Annotated in this window: 15 protein-coding genes; 8 read left to right on the forward strand and 7 right to left on the reverse strand. The window is 69.6% G+C overall.

The features are described from left to right. The first annotated feature begins 10 nt into the window (after window positions 1–10). From AC57B8_RS32455 to AC57B8_RS32485, 7 genes are all read left to right on the forward strand, one after another. Window positions 11–1,468 (forward strand): N-acyl-D-amino-acid deacylase family protein, encoded by a 1,458-nt coding sequence (locus tag AC57B8_RS32455; RefSeq protein ID WP_496481858.1) that lies wholly within the window; start codon window positions 11–13, stop codon window positions 1,466–1,468. Window positions 1,469–1,702: 234 nt separating this feature from the next. Next, the gene (locus tag AC57B8_RS32460) at window positions 1,703–2,242 is read left to right on the forward strand and encodes a MarR family winged helix-turn-helix transcriptional regulator (protein WP_487850147.1); all 540 of its coding nucleotides are present in this window, start codon (window positions 1,703–1,705) and stop codon (window positions 2,240–2,242) included. Window positions 2,243–2,248: 6 nt separating this feature from the next. After that, window positions 2,249–3,847, forward strand: a complete 1,599-nt coding sequence (locus AC57B8_RS32465; RefSeq protein ID WP_496481859.1) for an ABC transporter substrate-binding protein — start codon at window positions 2,249–2,251, stop codon at window positions 3,845–3,847. A 142-nt stretch (window positions 3,848–3,989) separates the two neighbouring features. Beyond that, window positions 3,990–4,931: an ABC transporter permease gene (locus AC57B8_RS32470; RefSeq protein ID WP_070061794.1), complete on the forward strand. Its 942-nt coding sequence runs from the start codon at window positions 3,990–3,992 to the stop codon at window positions 4,929–4,931. Between the two features lie 21 nt (window positions 4,932–4,952). Next, window positions 4,953–5,903 (forward strand): ABC transporter permease, encoded by a 951-nt coding sequence (locus AC57B8_RS32475; RefSeq protein WP_070061793.1) that lies wholly within the window; start codon window positions 4,953–4,955, stop codon window positions 5,901–5,903. Window positions 5,904–5,905: 2 nt separating this feature from the next. Further along, complete coding sequence (locus AC57B8_RS32480; RefSeq protein ID WP_496481860.1) at window positions 5,906–7,537, forward strand: dipeptide ABC transporter ATP-binding protein; 1,632 nt, start codon at window positions 5,906–5,908, stop codon at window positions 7,535–7,537. Between the two features lie 63 nt (window positions 7,538–7,600). Further along, entirely contained in the window at window positions 7,601–8,986 is a 1,386-nt protein-coding gene (locus AC57B8_RS32485; protein WP_496481861.1) for an amidase, read from the forward strand. 19 nt (window positions 8,987–9,005) lie between these two features. On the opposite strand, the gene AC57B8_RS32490 is transcribed toward AC57B8_RS32485, so the two are convergent. From AC57B8_RS32490 to AC57B8_RS32510, 5 genes are all read right to left on the reverse strand, one after another. After that, window positions 9,006–9,224, reverse strand: coding sequence for a hypothetical protein (locus AC57B8_RS32490; protein WP_062468907.1), 219 nt, complete (start codon window positions 9,222–9,224; stop codon window positions 9,006–9,008). A gap of 131 nt (window positions 9,225–9,355) precedes the next feature. Then, window positions 9,356–10,261 (reverse strand): ZIP family metal transporter, encoded by a 906-nt coding sequence (locus AC57B8_RS32495; RefSeq protein WP_139701903.1) that lies wholly within the window; start codon window positions 10,259–10,261, stop codon window positions 9,356–9,358. Between the two features lie 112 nt (window positions 10,262–10,373). Next, complete coding sequence (locus tag AC57B8_RS32500; RefSeq protein WP_062468912.1) at window positions 10,374–11,273, reverse strand: dienelactone hydrolase family protein; 900 nt, start codon at window positions 11,271–11,273, stop codon at window positions 10,374–10,376. Between the two features lie 127 nt (window positions 11,274–11,400). Beyond that, a complete protein-coding gene (locus AC57B8_RS32505) occupies window positions 11,401–12,141 on the reverse strand; it encodes an aspartate/glutamate racemase family protein (RefSeq protein WP_159277906.1) in 741 nt (246 codons plus the stop codon). Between the two features lie 22 nt (window positions 12,142–12,163). Then, the gene (locus AC57B8_RS32510) at window positions 12,164–13,054 is read right to left on the reverse strand and encodes a transporter substrate-binding domain-containing protein (RefSeq protein ID WP_062468917.1); all 891 of its coding nucleotides are present in this window, start codon (window positions 13,052–13,054) and stop codon (window positions 12,164–12,166) included. A gap of 201 nt (window positions 13,055–13,255) precedes the next feature. Here AC57B8_RS32510 and AC57B8_RS32515 point away from each other — a divergent pair, with 201 nt between their 5' ends. After that, window positions 13,256–14,482, forward strand: coding sequence for a D-amino acid dehydrogenase (locus AC57B8_RS32515; RefSeq protein ID WP_496481862.1), 1,227 nt, complete (start codon window positions 13,256–13,258; stop codon window positions 14,480–14,482). On the opposite strand, the gene AC57B8_RS32520 is transcribed toward AC57B8_RS32515, so the two are convergent. Both AC57B8_RS32520 and AC57B8_RS32525 read right to left on the reverse strand, forming a co-directional pair. Beyond that, a complete protein-coding gene (locus tag AC57B8_RS32520; RefSeq protein ID WP_496481863.1) occupies window positions 14,415–15,989 on the reverse strand; it encodes a PepSY domain-containing protein in 1,575 nt (524 codons plus the stop codon). The two genes, AC57B8_RS32515 and AC57B8_RS32520, sit on opposite strands and share 68 nt — an antisense overlap. 17 nt (window positions 15,990–16,006) lie before the next feature. Beyond that, complete coding sequence (locus AC57B8_RS32525; RefSeq protein ID WP_496481864.1) at window positions 16,007–18,172, reverse strand: TonB-dependent receptor; 2,166 nt, start codon at window positions 18,170–18,172, stop codon at window positions 16,007–16,009. Window positions 18,173–18,218 lie beyond the last annotated feature (46 nt).

Consider the following 18,218-nt stretch of genomic DNA (forward strand, 5'->3'; position numbering starts at 1 on the left):
CATTGCCCCCATGACCGACAAGACACCCCACTACGACCTCTTGATCCACGGCGGCACCGTGATCGACGGCACCAAGGCCCCGCGCTTCGACGCCGACGTGGGCATCGTCGATGGCCGCATCGCCGCCATCGGCAAGCTCGCGGGCCACACGGCCGACCAGACGCTCGACGCCACCGGCCGCATCGTCGCGCCGGGCTTCATCGACTCGCACACGCACGACGACCAGGCCGTGCTGTCGCACGCGCAGATGCCGTTCAAGGTGTCGCAGGGCGTGACCACCGTGGTGGCGGGCAACTGCGGCATCAGCGCTGCGCCGCTGCGCGCCGACATGGACCTGCCGATGCCGCTGAGCCTGCTCGAGACGCCGCCGGAAGACCGCTTCACGACCTTCGCGGCCTACCTCGACGCGCTGCGCGCCACGCCCTCGTCCGTCAACGTGGCGGCGATGGTCGGCCACTCGACCCTGCGCGCCGTGACCATGTCCGACCTCGACCGCCCCGCCACCGCGCAGGAGATCGCCGCCATGCAGGCGCTGGTCGAAGAAGCGATGCAGGCCGGCGCCATTGGCCTGTCGACCGGCACCTTCTACCCGCCGGCCGTGAAGGCGACGACCGAAGAGATCATCGAGGTCGGCCGTCCGCTCACGGCGCGCAAGGCGCTGTACGTGACGCACATGCGCGACGAGAGCGACCGCGTGATGGAGTCGCTGGAAGAAACCTTCCACATCGGCCGCGCGCTCGACATTCCGGTGGTGGTGTCGCACCACAAGGTGCAGAACACGCAGAACTTCGGCAAGACCAAGGTCACGCTGCCCTTCATCCAGGAAGCGATGAAGCACCAGTGCATCGGGCTCGACTGCTACCCGTACACGGCCGGCTCCACCATGATCCGCACCGACCGCGGGATGATGGACGGCCGCGTGCTCATCGCTTCGAGCGTGCCGCACCCCGAATGCGCGGGCCGCGACCTGAAGGACATCGCGGCCGAATGGGGTGTGTCGGGCGAAGAGGCCGCGCTGCGCCTGTCGCCCGGCAGCGCCATCTATTTCATGATGGACGAGGACGACGTGCAGCGCGTGCTCGCCTTCGACGAAACCATGATCGGCTCCGACGGCATTCCGCTGGGCGACAAGCCGCATCCGCGCCTGTGGGGCACCTTCCCGCGCGTGCTTGGGCACTACAGCCGCGACGTGGGGCTGTTCCCGCTGGAGACGGCGGTCTGGAAGATGACCGGGCTCACGGCGCGCAACTTCGGCCTGCACGAACGCGGCGCGCTCAAGGTCGGGCACCACGCCGACGCGGTGGTCTTCAATGCCGCCACCGTGCGCGACACCGCGAACTACGAAACGCCGACCGAACCGGCCGAAGGCATCGACGCGGTGATCGTGAACGGCGCCGTCACCTGGCGCCACGGCGTGCACAGCGGTGCGCGCAACGGGCAGGTGATCGTGCGCCAGGACGCGGCCTGACAGCGCGCACCTCGGCGGCGCCTGCACGGCGCCCGCCTTCGCATCCTGGTGCATGCGCAGCACCGGATCGGTGAACACGCCGGGCCTCATGGGCCCGGTTTTTCTTTCTCCCTTGCGCTCTTTCCCTCTGGCGGCGCACCCCTAGGGGATTTCCCTCGACAGCTGGCCCGGAGCTTGCGTAGTTTGCCCACATAGTTGAACATTTCAACTATTGAAGACTTCTACCAACCCGCCATGCACGCCCCGCTTCGCCTGAAAGACGACTACCTCAACGTCCTGCTCGACCTGGCGTCGCAGCGCACGCGCGACCGCGGCTCGCGCATCTACGAGATCGAGCTCGGCCTGTCGATCCGCGACGTGCGGCTGCTGCGCATGATCGGCGCCGCGCCCGGCATCACCATGGGCCAGCTGGTGCAGACCTGCGCCATCGAGAAGACGCTGGTCTCCAAGCTGGTGAGTTCGCTGGTGCAGCGCGAGCTGGTCGAGCGCCAGATCGGCGCCGAGGATGCGCGGCAGATCCGCCTGTGCCTCAGCCAGGCCGGCATCGACATGGTGCTGCGCGCCGAGCCCATCGGGCATGAGATGGAAGCGCGCTTTCTCGACTGCCTGAGCGTCGCCGACATCGAGAACCTGCGCCGCATCATGCACAAGCTCATCGACGCCGAAGAAGGCTCGCGCGACATCTTCGAATTCCTGCTGGTGCAGCTGCGCGAAAGCAAGGAATCGCCCCCGTCTTCCTCCCCCTCGTCTTCCGCTCCCTCCCGAAAGAAGTAAGGCTCCATGGCAATCCACTTTTCACCGCGCCGCGTCGCGGCGGCTTCCCTGTCGGCGCTCGCTTTGTGCTTCGCCGCCACCGTGTCCGCCCAGACCGTGCTTCGCACCGTGCCCTCGTCGGACCTGAAGATCGTCGATCCGATCTGGACCACCGCCAACATCACGCGCAACCACGGCCTGATGATCTACGACACCCTCTTCGCGATGGACGAGAAGGGCGTCATCAAGCCGCAGATGGTCGACAAGTACAGCGCAAGCGCCGACAACAAGGTGTGGAGCTTCACGCTGCGCCCGGGCCTGAAGTTCCACGACGGCGCCCCGGTCACCTCCCAGGACGTGATCGCCTCGCTGGCGCGCTGGGCCAAGCGCGACACGCTGGGCCAGAAGATGTACGAGGCGATGGACAGCATCGCCGCCGACGGCCCCAACGGCTTTCGCATGGCGTTCAAGCAGCCCTTCGGCGTGGTGCTCGACGCGCTCGGCAAGCCCAACCCGCTGGTGCCGTTCATCATGCCCAAGCGCGTGGCCGACACACCCGCCGACAAGCAGATCGACGAGCTGGTGGGCTCCGGCCCCTTCACGCTCGCCAAGGAAGACTTCCGCCCGGGCGACCGCGTCATCTACCGCAAGAACACCGCCTACGTGCCGCGCAAGGAGCCCGCTTCGGGCCTGGCCGGCGGCAAGGTGGTGCACGTCGACCGCGTCGAATGGGTGATGCTGCGCGACCCGCAGACGCAGGCCAATGCGCTGCTCAACGGCGAGGTCGACATGCTCGAGACCGTGCCGTCGTCGGGCTACACCGGCATGCGCACCAACGACAAGATCGAGCTGGTCGACGTGATGCCGGCGGGCCCCTTCACGGTGCTCTACAACCACAAGGTGCCGCCCTTCAACAACCCGAAGGCGCTGAAGGCCGCGATGCTGGCCATCAACCAGGAGGCGATGCTGCGCGCGCAGGTCACCTTCCGCGACTTCTACAAGCCCTGCGCCTCGATCTACCTGTGCGGCTCGCTCTACGCGAGCGACAAGACGGGCTTCTACACCGGCAAGCCGCAGTTCGAAGAGGCGCGCAAGCTGCTCAAGGAATCGGGCTACGACGGCAAGCCCGTGGTGATCCTGCTGCCGGGCGATGCGCCCGCGCTGAACAAGCTGCCCGCGGTGTACGGCCAGCTGCTCAAGCAGGTGGGTTTCAACGTCGACGTGCAGACCACCGACTGGGCCACGCTCGTGACCCGGCGCGCCAAGAAAGACCTGCCCGAGAACGGCGGCTGGAACGCCTTCATCACCTTCTGGGGCGGCGTGGACGCGAGCAGCCCCATCGGCTACAGCCCGCTGACCGGCAACGGCGACCAGGGCTACTTCGGCTGGCCCGTGGTGCCCGAGCTCGAGGCGCTGAAGACCAAGTTCATCGCCACCGCCGACCTCGCGCAGCGCAAGGAGATCGCCACGCAGATCCAGCAGGTCGTGCTCGAGCACGGCGTGCTCGCCCCGCTCGGCGAAGGCAAGGCGCCCACGGCCGTGCGCCGCGGCACCATCACCGGCCTGCTGCCGTCGCCGGCGGTGCTGTACTGGAACGTGCGCAAGACGTCCGCGCCATCGCCATGACCGCGACATAGGCCGGCCCGCGCGCCCGCCCCTCTCCCCTTTCTGATCGCCACCCCTGACCGGCTGCGCCTCGCGCGGCAGCCGGGCGGGACTTCCTTTGCCCGCGCCACACGCCCGGCCCCTCGTCAAGGACCTGATTCACATGCTCCACTTCCTGTTGCGCCGCGGACTGGCCACCGCGCCCGTGCTCCTGATCGTGGCCGTCATCGTCTTCCTGCTGCTGCGCATGACGCCCGGCGACCCCGCGGCGGCCATCGCCGGTGACGCGGCCAGTGCGCAGGACATCGCACGCATCCGCGCCCAGCTGGGCCTGGACGCATCGATCGTGACGCAGTTCGTGCACTGGCTCGGCCAGGTGCTGCGCGGCGACCTCGGCTACTCGTTTTTCTACCGGATGCGCGTGACCGACCTGATCGGCCAGCGCCTGGAGCCCACGCTCTCGGTGGCGGCGGTGACGGTGGTGCTCACGGTGCTGATCGCCGTGCCGCTGGGCGTGCTCGCGGCCTCGCGGCGCGGCGGCCGGCTCGACCGCTTCATCATGGGCGCCTCGGTGCTCGGCTTCTCGGTGCCGGTGTTCGTGGCCGGCTACGTGATGATCTGGCTGTTCTCGATGCAGCTCGGCTGGCTGCCCTCGCAGGGCTACCAGCGCATCGGCGACGGCATCGGCCCGTGGCTGCGCCACCTGGCGCTGCCCTGCGTCACGCTGGCCGTGATGTACGCGGCACTCATCGCGCGGGTCACGCGCGCGGCGGTGTCGGAGGCGCTCACCGAAGACTACGTGCGCACCGCGCGCGCCAAGGGCATCGCCGAGTGGCGCATGCTGCTGCGCCACGCGCTGGCCAACGCGGCCGTGCCGATCGCCACCGTCATCGGCCTGAGCGTGGCGGGCCTCATCGGCGGCGTGGTGGTCACCGAGACGATCTACGCGATCCCCGGCCTGGGCCAGCTCACGGTGGACGCCGTGCTCTCGCGCGACTACCCGCTGATCCAGGCGATCACCCTCTTCTTCTCGCTCGTGTACGTGGTGGTCAACCTGCTGGTGGACCTGAGCTACCTGCTGCTCGATCCGCGCATCCGGTACTGACCTTCCTTCGAAAGCCCCGCCATGACTTCGATCTCCCTGCGCGACGACGCGCCTGCCTCTGCCGCGGTTCCGCCCGCCGCACCCCGGGCCCCGGCCCGCTCGCTGCTGCGCCGCCTGCTCGCCAACGGCGGCGTGCGCATCGGCGGCGTCCTGCTGGCCGCGATGCTGCTGCTGGCGGTGGCCGCGCCCTGGCTCGGCACCATCGACCCGAACGCGATGGACCCCGCGAACTCGCACCTGCCGCCCGGCGCGCGCGCCGAGTTCACCACGCTGGCGGGCGACAGCTTCGATCGCTTCTTCCCGCTGGGCACCGACAGCATGGGCCGCGACCTGTGGAGCCGCACGGCCTACGGCGCGCGCATCTCGCTGTCGGTGGGCGTGGCGGTGGCGCTGGGCTCGGTCGCGTTCGGCCTCGTGGTGGGCATGGTGGCGGGCTACTTCCGGCGCCTGGACGGCGTGATCATGCGGGTGATGGACGGGATGATGGCCATCCCCGGCATCCTGTTCGCGATCGTGCTGGTGGCCGTGTGGCGACCCAGCCTGCTCACGGTGATCCTGGCCATCGTGGTGCCCGAGACGCCGCGCGTGGCGCGGCTGGTGCGCTCGGTGGTGCTGTCGGTGCGCGAAGAGCCGTACGTGGAAGCGGCCGTCGCGCTCGACACGCCGACCTGGAAGCTGATGTTGCGCCACATCCTGCCCAACACGGTGGCGCCGCTGATCGTGCAGGGCACCTTCATCTGCGCGGCGGCCATGCTGGTGGAGGCGGTGATGTCCTTCCTGGGCATCGGCCTGCCGTCCGAAGTGCCGACCTGGGGGAACATCATGTCCGAAGGCCGCACGCACTTCACCTCGCACCCCTCGACCGTGCTGCTGCCCGGCCTCTTCCTGGCGCTCACGGTGCTGGCCGTGAACATGCTCGGCGACGGCCTGCGCGACGCACTCGATCCCAAGTTCAAGGCACGCGGAGGCTGAGCATGACATCCACCCCTTCCACAACCTCCGCCGCGCCCTGCCTCGTGGTGCGCGACCTCGCCATCGACCTGCCCGCCGGCGCCGACCGCGCGCACGCGGTGCACGGCATCTCGTTCGACGTGATGCCCGGCCAGGTCGTGTGCCTGCTGGGCGAATCGGGCTCCGGCAAGTCGGTCATCGCGCAGGCCGCGATGGGTCTGCTGCCCGCGTCGCTGCGGCCCTCGGCCGGGCGCATCGAGGTGCAGGGCGAAGACGTGCTCGCGGCCAGCCCGGCGCGGCTGCGCGCCCTGCGCGGCGCGCGCATGGCGATGGTGTTCCAGGAGCCAATGACCGCGCTCAACCCCGTGATGCGCTGCGGCGCGCAGGTCGACGAGATCCTGGCCGAGCACACGACGCTGGGCGCCGCCGCGCGCCGCGCGCGCGTGCTGGCCATCTTCGAGCGCGTGCGGCTGCCCGAGCCGCAGCGCATCTACGACGCCTACCCGCACCAGCTCTCGGGCGGGCAGCGCCAGCGCATCGTGATCGCCATCGCGCTGATCCTGCGCCCGGCCCTGCTGATCTGCGACGAGCCCACCACCGCGCTCGACGTGACCACGCAGGCCGAGATCCTCGCGCTCATCCGCGAGATGCAGCAGGAGAACGGCACCGCCGTGCTGTTCATCACGCACGACTTCGGCGTGGTCGCGGACATCGCCGACCAGGTGGTGGTGCTGCAGCTGGGCCGGCAGGTCGAGAGCGGCCCGAAAGACGACGTGCTGCGCCGACCGAAGGAGGCCTACACGCGCATGCTGCTCGACGCCGTGCCGCGTCTGGCCCCGGTGCTGCGCGCGCCCATCGACGCCCAGGCGCCGCTGCTCGATGCGCGCGGCGTGGGCAAGGTCTACCGCACGGGCAGCTGGCCCGGCAAGCGCCGCACGGTGCATGCGGCGGCCGACGTGTCGCTGAAGCTGCACGCGGGCGAGACGGTCGGCATCGTGGGCGAGTCGGGCTCGGGCAAGTCGACCGTGGCGCGCTGCATCGCGCGGCTGATCGAGCCGACCGACGGCGACATCCGCGTGCCGGGCATCGAGGGCTCGCGCGGCGCACAGCGCTCGGCGTTCCGGCGCATGGTGCAGGTCGTGTTCCAGGACCCGAACCGCTCGCTCAACCCGCGCCGCACGGTGGGCCAGTCGATCGTCGAGGGGCCGGTGAATTTCGGCGTGCCGCACGCCAAGGCCTGGCAGCGCGCGGAGGAGCTGATGGCGCTGGTGCGGCTGCAGCCCGAGGTGCTGCACCGCTACCCGAGCGAGTTCTCGGGCGGCCAGCGCCAGCGGCTGTGCATTGCGCGCGCGCTGGCCTGCGAGCCGCGCGTGCTGATCGCCGACGAGGCCGTGTCGGCGCTCGACGTGTCGGTGCAGGACCAGATATTGAAGCTGCTCGCGGAGATCCAGCAGCGGCTGTCGATCGGCATCCTGTTCATCACGCACGACCTGCGCGTGGCCAGCCAGATCTGCGACCGCCTCATCGTGATGCACAAGGGCCGCATCGTCGAGCAAGGCAGCGCGCACGACGTGCTGCTGTCACCACGCGAGGCCTACACGCGCACGCTGCTGGCCGCGGCGCCGGGCCAGGGCTATGCGTTCGGGGGCGGCTGAGCGCCGTCCTCTTCCTCTCTTTCAACCCACCTTCATCCCACCACCCAAAGAAGAAACGAAGACATGACCACACCCCTGTACGAACTCAGTGCCCTCCAGTTGCTCGAACGCTACCGTGACCGCGCCTTGTCGCCGGTCGAGGTGACACAGGCCGTGCTTGCGCGCATCGAGCGCTGGGAGCCGCACATCCACGCCACCTACGGGCTGGACGCCGAAGCCGCGCTGGCATCGGCGCGCGCCTCCGAGGCACGCTGGGCCCAGGGCAAGCCGCAGGGCGATCTCGACGGCGTGCCGGTCACGCTGAAGGAGAACATCGCCACGCGCGGCACGCCCACGCCGATCGGCAGCGCAGCCACCGTGCTGGCGCCCGCCACGGCCGACGCCCCCGCCGCCGCACGCCTGCGCGAAGCCGGCGCGGTGATCGTGACCAAGACGACGATGCCCGACTTCGGCTTCCTCGGCGCGGCGCCGTCGAGCTTCCACGCGCTCACGCGCAACCCGTGGGACCTGGGCCGCAACACCGGCGGTTCGAGCTCGGGCGCCGGCGCCGCCGCCGCCGCGGGCTACGGCCCGTTGCACCTGGGCACCGACATCGGTGGCTCGGTGCGCATTCCGGCCAGCTTCTGCGGCGTGTTCGGCCTCAAGCCCAGCCAGGGCCGCATTCCCGTCGACCCGCCCGCCGCGGCGCGCGTGATCGGCCCGATGACGCGCACCGTGGCCGATGCCGCGCTCTTGATGCAGGTGGTGACGCGCCCCGACGCGCGCGACTACATGAGCCTGCCGCCGAACGACTTCGCGTGGCAGCGGCTCGAGCGCAACGTGAAGGGCCTGCGCATCGGCTTGTGGACCGAGACCATGGGCGGCTGGCCCATCGATGCGGAAGTGAAAGAAGCCGTGCTGGCCGCGGCCCGCCTGTTCGAGCAGGCCGGCGCCATCGTCGAGCCGCTGGCCGACTGGACCACGCTGGACATGCGCATGGGCATGGCCCACTTCTTCACCATGCGCTGCCGCGTCGACCTGGCCGCGATGCCGCCGGAGCGCGCCAAGCTCGCGGCCGGCTACATCCACCAGGCGGCCGAGTTCGCCGCCTCGCTCACGCCCGAAGACACCTTCCGCGCCTTCACGCGCATGCAGGCGCTGCGCGCGGCCACCGTGGCGGCCACGCAGCCCTTCGACTACGTGCTGTCGCCGGTGTCGCCGGTGCTGCCGTTCGCGGCGGAGGCCATCAACAGCGGCTCGGAAAACCTGCTGAAGGACTCGCACTTCACGTCGGTGTTCAACCAGTCGGAACAGCCGGCCGCGTCGATCAACTGCGGCCATGCGAAAAATGGCCTGCCGATCGGCTTGCAGATCGCGGGGCGTCGCTTCGACGACCTGGGCGTGCTGCAGATGGCGCGCTTCTACGAATCGGTGCGTCCGGCACAGGCGCGCTGGCCTGAACCGGCCTGACCGGGCTGGGTCAGGCGAATCAGTCCGGCGCGTTCATCACGCGGTCGAACTCTTCGTCGGCCGGCACGTTGTCGGCATCGAGCTCGCTGGCATCGGTGAGGTCGATGCCCGTTTCGTCCGACAGGTCGTCGGACGCATCGGCTTCGAGTTCGTCGAAGTCGTCGGCAGGCGTGCTGTCGTCATCGTCGTCTTCGGACGATGAGGCGGAGCGCGCGGTGGCATCGGCTTGGGGCGTCATGATCGAATTCCTCGGCAGATGAGTAAACGGCCCTCTATGGTGCGCCTGTTTTGCCCCTTGCGGTGGATCGACGGGCTGACGTCGGTGTCGGAAAGTTTCCCGTCTCCCGAGGCTGCCCACACTCGTTGTCGTCAGTCCTTGTGGACGTGGCCGTGCTCGCCGTGCCCTTCATCGTGGCCATGCTCATGGCCATGCTCGCCGTGCGCCAGGCGGCTCACGAGCGTGACCAGCAGGATGCCCGCCGCGAGCCACGCGATCTGCGCCGCGGTCTGGCGCGCGGGCAGGCGCTTTTGCAGTTGCGGAATCAGGTCGGCCAGCGCCACGTAGACGAAGCTGCTGCCCGCCAGCACCAGGAAGTACGGCAGCCAGCCGTGCAGTTGATCGACCAGCCACCAGCCCGCAATGCCGCCGAGCATGGTCATCGTGCCCGCGAGCGACACCTTCACCAGCGCAGCGCGTGAATTGGCAGAGCTCTGGCGCAGCACGACGAGGTCGCCGATGTGGTGCGGCACCTCGTGCGCGAGCACGGCCAGCGCGGCCACGAGACCCAGGCGGATGTCGGCGACGAAGGCCGAGGCGATCAGGATGCCGTCGCCGAAGCAGTGCACGCTGTCGCCGGTGAGCACGGCCCAGCCGCCGCCGCCCGTGGGCGGTGCGTGGTGGTGATGAGCGTGCGAATGGTCGTGATGATCATGGCCGTGGTGGTCATGCGCGCCCTCTTTCGCCGGTGCGGCATCGCCGTGATGGTGCTCATGCCCGTGGTGCCACAGCTCGGCCTTGTCGAGCAGGAAGAAGAACACCAGCCCGAACAGCAGCACCGCGAACAGCAGCGCGGGTTCGATGCGGCTTTCGAAGGCCTCGGGCAGCAGGTGCATGAAGGCGGTGGCCAGCAGCGCGCCGGCCGCCAGGCTCAGCAGGTGCTGCGGGTTCACGCCGCCGCCGCCGCTGCGCACGCCCACGCGCAGCAACAGGGCCGCGAGCCAGACGCTTCCGATGCCGGCGACCAGGGTCGCCACGAGAATTACTATCAAATTCATAGCTGCTTGCGCAAGAGGGACGGCCGTTATGACCTTGTTCCGTTCATAAAAAGAGAAAGGCCGTCACTTCGGACGGCCTTCGGCGGCAGGTGGCTACGGGCGCCGTCTTCGGTCAGGCGACACCATTGGCTTTGAACCAGGCCGTGGCACGCTGCCAGCCGTCTTCCGCGGCGCTCTTGAGGTAGCTGGGGCGGTAGTCGGCGTGGAACGCGTGGCCTGCTTCGGGGTACACGACGAAGCTCGATGCCTTGGCCGCCGGAGTCCCACCGGCCAGAGCAGCTTTCATCTTATCAACCGTGTCAAGGGGGATGCCCTGGTCTTTTCCGCCGTACAGGCCGAGCACCGGCGCCTGCAGGCTGGCGGCGATGTCGACGGGGTGTTTCGGCTGCAATTCGCTGGCCTGCCCGACCAGCCGGCCGTACCAGGCCACGCCGGCCTTGACCTTGCCCGTGGCCGCATACAGCCACACGATGCGTCCGCCCCAGCAGAAGCCGGTGATGCCGGCCTTGCTGGTGTCGCCGCCGTTGGCCTTGGCCCAGGCCAGGGCGCCGTCGAGGTCGGCCATGACCTGCGCATCGGGCACCTTGGTGACGATGTCGGCCTGCAGCTTGGGAATGTCGGTGTAGCCGCGCGGATCGCCCTGGCGCGCGTACAGCTCGGGCGCGATGGCCAGGTAGCCCAGCTCGGCGAAGCGGCGGCAGGTGTCGGCGATGTACTCGTGCACGCCGAAGATTTCCTGGATCACCAGCACCACGGGCAGCCCCGTCTTGCCAGCCGGTGCCGCGGCATAGGCGGGCACCCCGAAGCCGTTGACGGTGTACTTGATGGGGCCGGCCTTCAGGCCGTCGGCCGGGGTGGTGATGGCCGTCTGCGCGGCCACCGGCAGCACGGCGGCGGCGTAGCCGACACCGAGGGCGGCCTTGAGCGCGGTGCGGCGCGTGGCCCCCTGCTCGGTGCTGTCGCCGGGGCGCAGCGAATCGAATTCGGAACGGTTGTCGTCGAAGGAGGTCATGCAAGGGCTCCGGTTGAATCGTCTGACAAGGGGGTGTGGCGTAGAAAAACGCACGCCGCAATGTAGGCGAAATCGGGCCGGGCCGTGTGACCGGACCGTAAAGCAGCCGAGCCGCTTCGGGCTGCGGTCAGGTGCCGTAGGCCCGCCGTGCCAGCGCCTCGGCCAGCACCTGCGCCGGATCGACGAGGCGCAGCCCCGCCACCGCGGTCGAGCCCTGCAGGCCCAGCGGCACCTCGGTGCAGCCCATGATGATCGTGACCGGGCCGTGCCGTTCGGCCAGCCGCAGCGCGACCTCGGAGAAGCAGCGTTCGGCCAGCGGCAGGTTGCCAGCCTTCACGCCGTCGAAGATGCCGCGCATGATGGTCTGGCGCTCGTCGGCCGACGGCACATGGCAACCCAGACCGGCCTCGGCCAGCGCCTGCTCGTACAGCCGCACGCGGTAGGTGCCTTCGGTGGCCATCAGCGCCACCTCGCTCGCGCCCTGCGCGGCCAGGTGCTGCGCGGTCTCGCGCGCCATGTGCAGCAGCTCGACCTGCGGAAAGCGCTCCTGCAGGTTGGCGTGCCACGCATGCGCGGTGTTGCAGGCGATGGCCACGGCGCGGCTGCCCAGCGCGGCCAGCCGGCCCAGCGCCTGCAGCATCGGTTCGAGCGGCTGGTGCGCGCCCTGCGCGTCGGAGGCCAGCGCGCCGGTGCGGTCGGGCACCGGCACCTGCGCCAGCCAGTGCTCGGGAAAGGACTGGTCGCGCACCGGCTCGCCGCGCGCACGCATCTGCTGCGCGCAGGCCTGCACGAAGAGCCGGACGAAGTCGGCGCCCGCCGCGGGGCCCATGCCCCCGAGGATGCCGACGACCTGTGTGGCTGCGACCATGTCTTTTCTCTCTTGCCTTCGATCAGGTGGCCGGCTTGTCGCTGAAGGCCTTGAGGTTCTCTTTGAGCTGGTCGCTCATCGGCAGGTTCAGCGGCACGTTCTTCGGCGGGATCGGCTGCATGAACCACTTGGTGTAGAGCTTCTCGAACTCGCCGCTCTTCATCATGGCGGTGAAGGTGTCGTCCACCAGCTTCTTGAAGGCCGGGTCGTCCTTGGGCAGCATGCAGGCGTAGGGCTCGACCTGCAGCGACTCGCCCACCACTTCGTAGTCGGCCGGGTTCTTCGAGTTGGCGATGAGGCCGAACAGCAGGATGTCGTCCATCGCGAAGGCCACGGCGCGGTCGCTCTCGACCAGCAGGAACGCGTCGGCGTGGTCCTTGCCGAGCACGATGTTCATGTCGAGGTTCTTCTCGGTGTTGTACTTGCGCATGACCAGCGCGTTGGTGGTGCCGGTGGTGCTGGCCACGGTCTTCTTCGCCAGGTCGGCGTAATCCTTGATCTTGGAAGACTTCTTCGTCAAGAGGCGCGTGCCCGTGTAGAAGTGGTTCACCGCAAAGGCCACGTCCTTGCCGCGCGCGGTGTTGTTGGTGGTGGAGCCGCACTCCAGGTCGATGGTGCCGTTGGTGATCAGCGGGATGCGGTTCTGCGAGGTGACCGCCATCAGCGAGACCTGCAGGTTGGGCTTGTTCAACTTCTTCTTCACCGCCTCGACCACGGCGTTGGAGAGTTCCACCGAGAACCCGATCGGCTTGTTGGGGCCGTCCAGGTAGCTGAAGGGCACCGACGACTCGCGGTAGGCGAGCGAGATCTTGCCGGACTCGGCGATCTTGGCGAGCGTGTCGGCAGCCTGTGCGGCCGGTGCAGTGAAGAGGACCGCGGCAGCCAGGGACGCCATCAAAACGGAGAGTTTCATTCGAGCCTTCATCGGTTGGATTGAACAGACAGCCAGTGTAAGAAGGAGTGACACATCGGGACAATTCCAATTAACCCCGGGGTCATGCCCAAAGGTTATGGGCTGGGTTCTTTTGGCATTTCCGGGCACGGCGAGGGGCCTCTACAGTCGCACGCTGTCTCTTCTGTTCCCTTTTTTCTTCACTTCCGGAAAGTTGCCTCCATGCATGTGTGCGTGCTCGGCGCCGGCATCGTGGGCCTGGCGACCGCCTGGCAACTCGAGCGCCAGGGCCACCAGGTCACGGTGATCGACCGCGCGGCGCCCGGCGCGGGCGCCAGCGGCGGCAACGGCGCGCAGCTGAGCTACTCGTACGTGCAGCCGCTGGCCGATCCGTCGATCTGGACGCAGCTGCCCAAGCTGCTGTTCTCCCCCACTTCGCCGCTGAAGCTGCGCCCGCAGCTCGACCCGCTGCAATGGCGCTGGGGCCTGGCCTTCCTGGCCGCATGCAACGCCGCGACCTCGCGCGACACCACCGCGCAGCTGCTCGCGCTGGCGGCCGCGAGCCGCACCGGCTTCGAGGCCATGCAGGCCGACATCGCGCCCGACTGCGATTTCTCCGCCACCGGCAAGCTGGTGCTCTATGCGAGCGCTGCCTCGCTGGCCGGTGCGCGCGCGCAAGTCGAACTGCAGCGCACGCTGGGTAGCGAGCAGCGCATCGTCACGCCCGACGAGTGCGTGGCCATCGAGCCCGCGCTCGCGGACTACCGCGGCCAGATGGCGGGTGCGGTCCACACGCCGAGCGAGTGCGCGGCCGACTGCCTCAAGGTGTGCGCCGAGCTGATGCGCGCACTGAGCGCACGCGGCGTGCGCTTCATGCTCGGTGCCGACGTGCACGGCTTTGCGCGCAGCGAGGGCCGTGTCGCCGCCGTGCAGACCAGTGAAGGCGACATCGAAGCCGATGCCTTCGTGATGGCGCTGGGCTCGGCCTCGCACAAGCTGGGTCGCGCGCTCGGCGCCTACCTGCCCGTGTACCCGCTCAAGGGCTACAGCATCACGGTCGACGTCGACCCCGCCCCCGGCGCGGCGCCGCGCGTGAACGTGACCGACAGCGCGCGCAAGGTCGTCTTCGCGCGCATCGGCTCGCGCCTGCGCGTGGCGGGCATGGCCGAGCTCGTGGGGCACGACGCGAGCATTCCGGCCACGCGCATCGAGACGCTGGCCGACGCCACGCGCGCCGTGTTCCCGCGCGCGAGCCGGCTGGCCGAACTGCACCCCTGGACCGGCATGCGCCCGGCCACGCCGAAGGGCCTGCCGATCATCGGGCGGCTGCCGCATGCGCCGTCGAACATGCTGTTCAACACCGGCCACGGCGCGCTGGGTTTCACGCTGGCCTTCGGCTCGGCGCAGCGGATCGCGCAGGCGCTGGACGCGGCCCCGCCGCGCTTCTGAGCTTGCGGCCGAGGCGCCGCCAGCCGATCACCACGCCGGTCAGGCTCAGCAGCGCACCGCCCACGCTGAGCGCGACCAGCAGCACGTCCCACAGCGGACGGTGTTCGAGCAGCGGCAGCCAGTCCCAGCTGTGCAGCATCGCGAACAGCCAGCGGCTCCACCGGCGCGTGCTGTCGCTGCGACCGAGCACGGCGCCGGTCTGCGGGTCGACGTGGACCCAGGTGGCATGCGCGTCGGCGAACACCACGCGCCAGACGGGCAGCGGCTTCTCGCTGCCGCCGGTCATGGTGTGCGCTTCGCGCGTGTAGTAGTGGCTGTCGTAGGCGGTGAGCACGTCGATTCGCGCGACCGGGTCGGGCAGCAGCTGCGCGACGGCGCTGCGCAGCGCCTCCGGGTCGATCTGTTGCGGCTGCGCGCTGGCCGCGTCGCGCACCAGCGGCCGGCCGCCGACGGTGCTGGCGAGCACCAGCGTCCGCCCCGCCGCGCGCACCCAGCGCAGTTCGCGGATGTCGCCACGCGTTGAAGCCAGCAATGCGGCGGGCGTCGCATCGCCCATGCCTACAACGAGCGGCCCACCCTGCATCGCCGCCATGCGCAATGCCGGCGCCCCGCTGTCGAACACACGCCAGGGGTTCATCGACATCAGCCCGCTGAAGATCCACGTCAGCGTGACGAGCGCGAACAGCAGCCCGCTGATGTGATGCCAGCGCATCATGAAGCCCTGGTACGGCGAATGCGAGCCGCTCTTGTAGGTGCGCCGGAAGCGCCAGCGCATCACGCCCACCACCGTGCCCGTGAGCGTGACGGCGATGCCGACGATCGACAGCCAGTTGACGATGTCGGCCCAGTAGCGGTCCAGGCCCGTGCCGCGCAGCGGATACAGCCAGTGGATCCACGCGCCGGCGTAGTTCCACAGCCGCTCGGCACGCGGCGCATCGCGCACCACCTCGCCGGTGCGGCCCGAGATGTACAGCCGCGTGGCCTGCGCATCGGCCAGGTCGACCACATGCAGCGGGCGGTGCGCGTCGAGCCCGCGCGAATGGGTGAAGGCGTCTTCGTCGATGGTGCCCCGGTACCTGAGCACCACGCCCTCGCCCCCATAGGCCTGCGCGCTCACGAGTGCGCGGGCGCGGTCGACCTGGCGCAGCACGGCGCCGGTCTGCGCATCGACGACGACCACGCCGCGCCCCGGCGGTGATCGGCGCGCGCCGGGTTCGGCCGCGCTCGCCGGCACCGCGAGGTACACCGCCTGCCCGCCGCTGGCCACGGCCAGCCGCAGGTCCTGCAACGGCCCTGTGATACCCGCCGCATCGAGCGCCTGTCGCGGTCCCAGCAAGGGCGTCGACGCATCAAGCGGCGGCAGGTGCTGCAGACGCTCGGCCTCGGTGAGCTTGGGGTAGCCCACGTACATCATCACCACGCCCGAGACGAACCACATCGCGAAGAAGGCGCAGACGACCACGCCGAGCCAGCGGTGGACCAGGAACAACCAGCGTTTGGCATGCATGGCGGCGCTCCCTGGGTTCAGAAGCTCACGCGCACCGACACGTCGGCCGTGCGCGGCGCACCGAGATAGGCGAAGCCGGCGCCGACGTTCGCGGCGTACACGCGGTCGGTCGCGTTGCGCACGCGGCCCACCAGCGTGACGTTGCGGTTCACCTGCCAGCTCAGCCCGAGGTCGAGCAGCGTGTAGCCGGGCCAGTGCATCGTGTTGGCCGCATCGGCATACACCTTGCCCACATGCCGCACGCCCGCCGTGGCCTGCAGGCGCGGCGTGATGGCATACGACACCCAGAGGTTCGCGACCACCGCCGGCGTGTTGGTCGGCGTGCGGCCCGCGAGCGACACGCCGCCCTGGCGGAACTGTTCGTAGCGCGCATCGACGTACGTGAGGTTGCCCTGCAGCGACCACTGCGGCGTGGGCTGCAGCCCGAGCGCCAGCTCCACGCCCTTGGACGATTGCTCGCCGACCAGCACCGTGAGCGCGCTGTTGGCCGGGTCCTGCGTCGCGATGTTGGTGCGGCGGATGCTGTAGGCCGCGAGCGTGGCCGTGCCCTTGCCCTGCCAGAAGTCGAGCTTGGTGCCGACCTCGACCTGCCGGCCGGTGGTGAGCTCGCTGTTGTTGCGCACGTCGGCGAACGAGGCGGTCGAGAGCACGCCCGAGGGTGGATCGGCCGCCGTGGCGTACTGCGCGTACAGGTTGGCGCCGGGCGCGATGTCCCACACCAGGCCGATGCGGCCGGTGGTGGGCCGGTAGCCGCGATGGAAGGTGGCCGGGTTCGCCGCGTCCACGGTGCGGCGGTTGACCAGGTCGAGGTCGATGCGCTCATGACGCATCGCCGTCACGAGGTGCAGCGACGGCTGCAGCGCGATGCGGTTCTCCAGGTACAGCGCGGTGGTCCGCACCTTGTTGTCGCGGTCGGGCCGGAAGCCCGGCGTCATGCCCGGCACGTCGAAAAAGCGCTCGGTGGCGAAGACGTACGGGTTCACCGTGCTCACGGTGCCGGGCAGGCTGTTGGGAAAGCGCGTCTGCCGGTTCACGCTGAAGTCCAGCCCGAAGGACCAGTCGCTCTTCAGCCCGCCGAGCTGCCCCTTGTAGAGACCCTCGACGCGATTGCCCCACACGTCCTGGTCGTGCCGCTGCAGCAAGGCGCCCGAGCGGATGACGGCCGTGTTGCGCGCGTTGTAGCGGTAGTTCTCGACGTTGCGGTAGTCGCGCAGCGCGTCGTAGGCATAGAAGGTGTTCTTGAACTGCAGCGCGTCGCTGGCCTGCCATTCGGTGACCGAGCGCAGCCACTGCACGCGCTGCGCGTAGAGGCCGTCGGCGCTGTTGTAGTTCTTGAAGCGCGCGGCGCGGTCGATGCGCATCTCGCCGCCCGCCGGGTTCAGCACCGGCGTGCCCCAGTAGGGCCGCGTGACGTCTTCGTCCTGGTATTCATAGGCCAGCGTGTGCTTCAGGCCGCCGCCGAAGTCCGACAGCAGCGAGGCCGCGAGCTGCGTCGATTGGCTCTTGGTGCCGTCGGTCCAGCCGTGGGCGTCGCGGTGGTTCACGTCGATGCGCGCGTAGTGGCTGCCCGCGCCGCCGTCGCCGGCGATGCGGCGGTTCAATCCGAACGAGGCCTCTTTCAGGTTCTGCGTGCCCAGGCGCAGCTGCGCCTCGGCGAAGTCGCTGCGCTCGGGCGCCTTGGTGATGTAGTTGATCGAGCCGCCCAGCGCACCCGAGCCGAACAGGAAGCTCGACGGGCCGCCGATGGCCTCGACGCGGTCGTAGATCCAGCTGTCGACCGGGCGCGCCGCGATCGAATACTGCAGGTTGATGCCGTTGAACAGCTGCGCGATCGAGCCACTGCCAAAGCCCCGGTAGCTCACGCCGACGTTGCCGGGTGCGTCGTGCGCGGTCACGCCGGGCACGGCGCGCAGCGCCTCCTGCGTGTTCTGCGCGCCGCGCGCATCGAGCACCGCGCGGTTCACCACCGTGACGGAAGCGGGCGTCTCGCGCGGCGTGAGGCCCAGGCGGCTCGCGGTGTCGGCGGGCGTGTCGAGGTCGAGCCGGCCGTTGGGGCGCGGGGCGTCGTCGGCCACTTCGATCAGGGGCAGCGACGACACGGCGGTCTGGGCATGGGCAGGCGCATGGACGGCGCCGAACAGGGCAAGCAGCCCCAGGGCAGGGGCACGGGAAAGGGTGGGCATGGCATCTCTCTTGCGACGGCGCTGGCGAAAACAGATGAAGCGCAGC

This window comes from Variovorax sp. BGA-UO-ETr-C22 (assembly GCF_059567965.1).

Excerpts from the sequence above, each read along its gene's own strand:
- AC57B8_RS32455 (WP_496481858.1), top strand. The coding sequence starts at position 11 with ATGACCGACAAGACACCCCACTACGACCTCTTGATCCACGGCGGCACC.
- AC57B8_RS32480 (WP_496481860.1), top strand. The coding sequence starts at position 5,906 with ATGACATCCACCCCTTCCACAACCTCCGCCGCGCCCTGCCTCGTGGTG.
- AC57B8_RS32510 (WP_062468917.1), bottom strand. The coding sequence starts at position 13,054 with ATGAAACTCTCCGTTTTGATGGCGTCCCTGGCTGCCGCGGTCCTCTTC.
- AC57B8_RS32475 (WP_070061793.1), top strand. The coding sequence starts at position 4,953 with ATGACTTCGATCTCCCTGCGCGACGACGCGCCTGCCTCTGCCGCGGTT.
- AC57B8_RS32495 (WP_139701903.1), bottom strand. The coding sequence starts at position 10,261 with ATGAATTTGATAGTAATTCTCGTGGCGACCCTGGTCGCCGGCATCGGA.
- AC57B8_RS32485 (WP_496481861.1), top strand. The coding sequence starts at position 7,601 with ATGACCACACCCCTGTACGAACTCAGTGCCCTCCAGTTGCTCGAACGC.
- AC57B8_RS32505 (WP_159277906.1), bottom strand. The coding sequence starts at position 12,141 with ATGGTCGCAGCCACACAGGTCGTCGGCATCCTCGGGGGCATGGGCCCC.
- AC57B8_RS32460 (WP_487850147.1), top strand. The coding sequence starts at position 1,703 with ATGCACGCCCCGCTTCGCCTGAAAGACGACTACCTCAACGTCCTGCTC.
- AC57B8_RS32465 (WP_496481859.1), top strand. The coding sequence starts at position 2,249 with ATGGCAATCCACTTTTCACCGCGCCGCGTCGCGGCGGCTTCCCTGTCG.
- AC57B8_RS32515 (WP_496481862.1), top strand. The coding sequence starts at position 13,256 with ATGCATGTGTGCGTGCTCGGCGCCGGCATCGTGGGCCTGGCGACCGCC.
- AC57B8_RS32470 (WP_070061794.1), top strand. The coding sequence starts at position 3,990 with ATGCTCCACTTCCTGTTGCGCCGCGGACTGGCCACCGCGCCCGTGCTC.
- AC57B8_RS32500 (WP_062468912.1), bottom strand. The coding sequence starts at position 11,273 with ATGACCTCCTTCGACGACAACCGTTCCGAATTCGATTCGCTGCGCCCC.
- AC57B8_RS32490 (WP_062468907.1), bottom strand. The coding sequence starts at position 9,224 with ATGACGCCCCAAGCCGATGCCACCGCGCGCTCCGCCTCATCGTCCGAA.
- AC57B8_RS32520 (WP_496481863.1), bottom strand. The coding sequence starts at position 15,989 with ATGCATGCCAAACGCTGGTTGTTCCTGGTCCACCGCTGGCTCGGCGTG.
- AC57B8_RS32525 (WP_496481864.1), bottom strand. The coding sequence starts at position 18,172 with ATGCCCACCCTTTCCCGTGCCCCTGCCCTGGGGCTGCTTGCCCTGTTC.